Annotated in this window: 2 protein-coding genes; both read right to left on the bottom strand. The window is 66.2% G+C overall.

Annotated features, from left to right (window positions below; genetic code table 11):
- Window positions 1-132 precede the first annotated feature (132 nt).
- On the bottom strand, window positions 133-678 hold the full coding sequence (locus FJ418_RS31740) for an invasion associated locus B family protein (protein WP_140872224.1): 546 nt from the start codon (window positions 676-678) through the stop codon (window positions 133-135).
- A gap of 129 nt (window positions 679-807) precedes the next feature.
- Window positions 808-4,734 (bottom strand): autotransporter outer membrane beta-barrel domain-containing protein (locus FJ418_RS31735; RefSeq protein ID WP_140872222.1); only part of this gene is annotated, 3,927 nt, incomplete at its 5' end.

Raw genomic sequence — 4,734 nt, 5'->3', positions numbered from 1 at the left:
CGACGCGCTTTAAGGCTTTGTTTTCATGCATGTCGTTATCGCAAAACCGCTGCACACTTTTGCGCGACATGCATTAGCTTTGGCCGGCAATAGACCTCAATCAGCGACCCGTCATCAACCAGAAGACGGCGATCACTTCAACAGTGCCATCGTCCTGTCGACGGCGCTGGGGAAGCCGTTCAGCGAGAGCGCCAGATTGGTCTCCTTCCCCCCGTCCGCGATCACCTTGACCTTCAGGCTTTTGCCGTCGCGCAGGCTCGCCAAGGTCTCGGCGTCGAAGCTCAGATCGACGAGGCAGCCGCCGGGCAGGCAGGTGCGGAAGCGCAGCGGCGGCAGGGCCGGGCCGTCATCGATCTGGAGCGTCACGCCCTGGTCCAGCGCCAGGCCGAACGGCAGCACCAGCGTTCCCTGGATGGCCTCGCCGGCCGGGCGCAGTTCCATCGCCAGCACGCGCTGGCGCGACTGGCTGTCGGTCTGTTCCTGCGACAGCGCGCAGACCTTCACGCCAGCGCCGTTCTGGGTGGCGAGATTGCACGAGACGGTCCAGTCGCCATGCCCTTCCCTGAGCGAGGTCGCCCCGCCTGGGAGGGCTGCCGTGTCTTGCGCGAAAGCGGCCGCAAGGGAGAGCAGGCTTGCGGCGATCAGCGTGGCATATCCAATTCGGCTGTTTCGTATCATCTCGTTTCCATCTCTCAAAAAGTCGGACCGCCCAGAATGCGAACGACGAATGCGAACGACAGAGAATGCACATTTCCGCGCGCATTCTGATTGCTTAACCCGGGCTTTGCCCGATGCCTCGTCGGCGTGCTACCAGCGCACGCTGAAGCCGAGCTTGCCGCTGATGACATTGCTGTCGCCGAAGCTCGCCAGGCTGGTCTTGGCGAGCGCCTCGCCATAGACCGAGTACTTGCCGTCGCCAAAGTCGAGCGAGCCGCCGAGGCCGACGCCGCCCCAGAACTTCTGGTTCTGGCTGGAAAGCTTCACGCCCGAGACATCGACATCGGTGCCGTCGAGGAAGTCATAGTAGAGGTTGGCGATGCCGTAGACATGCGCCCGGCTTACCTGGCCGGCGCTGTCGGCCCACTGGTCCTCATAGTCGGCCGAGATGCCGAGCCGGCCGATCAGGTTGTCGCCGCTGCCGGGCGACACGACGGTGCCGAACGGATCGGTGAACTTGTCGAAGTCGACCGCCGAGTAGGAAAGTTGCGCCTGCGGGGTCAGCGACCAGTTGGAGCGCAGCGCGATCTTCTGCCCGCTCTCGATGCTGAGGGCATAGCCGAAGCCGTTGTTGCCATCGGCAAGCTTGCCCAGCACGGCCGAGTTGATGTCGCTGTCATACCAGGTCGCCTGGGCCTGCGTGTCGACGTAGAAGCCGCTGTTGCCGAACCAGGTCAGCGTGCCGCCAACGCCGTAGCCGGTGGCCGAGATCGAGCCCGTGCCGAAGCTCGACGCGACATCCGACGAAACGGTGCCGTAGTGGACGGTGATGCCGCCCAACAGGATGCCGGCCTCGCTCTCATGCAGCAGGCCGTCGACGCCGGCGTTGAGCTTCCACGTCGTCACGTCGTAGTCGGTGCCGGTGGTCGAGGTCTTGGGCTCGAACTTGCCATGCGCGGCATCGATACGGGCCCAGATGGCGCTGCCGTCGACCGGACCCTGGCCGGGCACGTCCGCGCCTTGCGGCGTCGCGCCTTCGCCCCAGGTCCGGTTGCCGGTGCGCTGCTGCAAGGTGCCCAGTTCATTGAAGCTCTGCAGCACGCCTTCATAGGCCTCGTAGAGCGGCGTGCTTGGCGCATAGAGCGGACCGGTCTGGTTGATCAGCGTCGAGCGCAGATACCAATCGCCGTCGGCCGGCGTGCTCACCCCGTTCTTGTAGAGCCGGTAGGCGTAAGCGCCGCCGACCACGGCCTGGTCGCCCTCAAAGACATAGTCGCCGGCGAGCGTGAAGGTTCCGGCCGAACTGCCGTCGATGTCGACGATCTTGATGCCTTCGCTGGTCTGCGCGCCCGCGCCGCCGACATTGGTGACCGCCAGGATGCCGGTGCCGGACGTGTTGCCATGCACCACCAGCCTGTCGGTGGTGGAGGCATCGCCGTCGAGCGCGGCATTGATGAGGATCTTGCCGCCATTGCCGACATAGTCGCCGCTCACCGTCAGCACCGTGCCGGGTGCCGCGGCACCAAGCCGCACCGCGCCGCTGTTGTCGAGCGAGGCCACCGTCTGGTCGAAGCCGGCAAGGTCAAGCGTGCCGCCGGAGGCGACGGTGAAGGCCGAACTGGAGCTGAGCACGTTTGTCGCGCCCGCGGCCAGTGTGCCCTGCTGGACAGCGGTGGATCCCGAGAACGCCGAGCCAGCGGCTGTCAGGACAAGCGTACCATCTCCTGCTTTGTTGAACGCGCCCGATCCGGTCAATGCCCCGTTCAGGGTCAAGGTGGTACCGGCGTCGGTCGAGATCGTGCCCTGGCCGAGCATGTCGATGGCGCGGTCGCTGGCGAAGCTGGCGGTGGTGTTGAGCGTGCCGCCGTTGAAGGAGAGCCCGCCGGCCGCATCGCCGAGATTGGCATCGGCCGAGACCCTGAGCGTGCCGCCATTGATGGCGGTGCCGCCGGTGTAGCTGTTGGTGCCGGTCAGCACCAGCGTTCCGGCATCCGTCTTGACGAGCTGAGCATTGCCGGTGAGCGCGGAGGCGATCGTCGCCGTGTAGCCTGCGCCGGCACTGGTGCCGTCGCCGACCCGGATCGTCGACTGCGCGCCGACCAAGCCAATGTCGCCGCCCTGAATGACATAGCCGTCGGTCGAGAACTGCATGCCGGCGGCCGTCACCTGGCCGAGCCCGTTGTCCACCGTCACCGTGCCGGCCTGTCCGGCGAAGATGGCGAAGGCGCCGTCCGAATAGGCTGCGTTGATCGACCCGGTGTCTTCGGTCCAGTTGTCGTTGCCCAAGGAGCTCTGCCAGGTGCCGCTACCGCCATCGACCGTGCCGTCGAACTTCGGACCGGCATCGCCGTCCCAGTAGTTCAGGTTCAGCCCTTGCGTGTTGACGAGGTTCACCTGATGATCGACGGACGTCTGCACGAAGTAGTTCGAGGATGGGATGGAGCCGACGGACAGGCCGTTGTTCGTCAGCGTGCCGGCATAGTCGAACACCCGGTAGATGCCGGGGCCGAAGGTGCCGCCCGGCGAGACAGTGACATTGAGCGTGCCGGCGAGCGTCAGATTGCCGCCTACGGTGGTGAGGTCGTTGAGCGCCCCGCCCGCGACATTCGCCTGGCCGAAGCTGTAGTTGAGGGTCGAGCCGCCGGAGAGCGTCAGGTCGCCGGCGATCGCCAGCGTGCCCGGCGTGGCGTCGGCCGATCCGGGCGAGAGCGTCGCGCCGTCGGCGATCACGACGTTGCCGCCGATCGTGCCCTTGCCGCCAAGCGTGGCGCCGATCTCAACCGAGGTAAGCCCTGTGGCCAGGCTGTTGTCGCCATCGACATAGAGCCCGCCTGCCGCCACGGTGGTCGCTCCGGCATAGGAGTTGGTGCCCGTCAGCGTCAGCGCCGCGCCGCCCGTCTTGGTGAAGCCGCCCGCGCCGCCGATGGGGCCGGACAGCGTGAGATCGGCGTCGGTCTGCAACGTGCCGCCGCCGGCATTGAACGTGATGTCGCGCGCCGAGCTGAACGCGGCGGTATTTTGCAGCGTCGCGGCATTGTCGAACGACAGCGCTCCCGCCCCATCGCCAAGGTTGACGTCGGCCGAGACCCTGAGCGTGCCGCCATTGATGGCCGTGCCGCCGCTGTAGGTATTGGTGCCGCTCAGCACCAGCGTGCCGAGATCGGTCTTGACCAGCTGCGAGCTGCCCTGGAGCACCGAAGCGATGGTCGCGGTGTAGCCCGCACCCGGCAGGGTTCCGTCGCCCACCCGGATCGTCGCCTGCGGCCCGACCAGATCGATGGACTGCCCCTGGATCAGGTAGCCATCGGTGGCGAACTGCATGCCTGCGGCCTGCACTTGGCCATTCGTCGTGCTGTCGACATCGACCGTGCCGGCCTGGCCGGCGAAGATCGCGAAGCTGCCGTTCGAGAAGGCGGCGTTGATATCGCCGGCCGGCCCGGTCCAGTTGTCGTCGCCGGCCGCCCGCCAGGTGCCGTTGCCGCCATTGACGGCGTTATTGCTCTTGGGGCCGGCGTCGCCATCCCAGAAATTCAGCGTCATGGCGCTGATGTCGATGAGGTTGACCTGGCCCGCTATCGAGGTCTGGACGACATGAGTGGGCGAATTGCTGTCGAGCCCGTTGTCGGTCAGGGTGCCGTCATAGCTGATGACGCGATAGATGCCCGGCCCGAAATTGCCGCCGGGCGCCTCCGTCACGTTGATGGTGCCGTCGAGTGCCAGATTGCCGTGGACGACCGTCAGATCATTGTATGCGCCGCCAACCACGCCGGCCTGGCCGAACGAGTAATCAAGATTCGAGCCGTCGGCCAGTTCGAGGTTGCCGTTGATGGTGAGCGTGCCGGGCGCGGAGCCGAGGCCACCGGGGGCCAGCCTGCCGGCCACGTCGACGAAGACATCACCGCCGATGATACCATTGCCGCCCAGCGTGCCGAAATTGACGTTGGTCAATCCGGTTGCGGCGGTCTGGTCGCCATTGATATAGAGCCCGCCGCCGCCGACAATCAGCGTGGTGCCGCCGTAAGTGTTGTCGGCCGTGAGCACGGTGTTGCCGGTTCCATCCTGGCTGACGCCGCCGCT

Origin of the sequence: Mesorhizobium sp. B2-8-3 (assembly GCF_006440815.1) — a bacterium.
Lineage (GTDB): Bacteria > Pseudomonadota > Alphaproteobacteria > Rhizobiales > Rhizobiaceae > Mesorhizobium.
The sequence above is the reverse complement of the archived record's forward strand: the minus strand, read 5'-3'. Positions and strand labels throughout refer to the sequence as shown.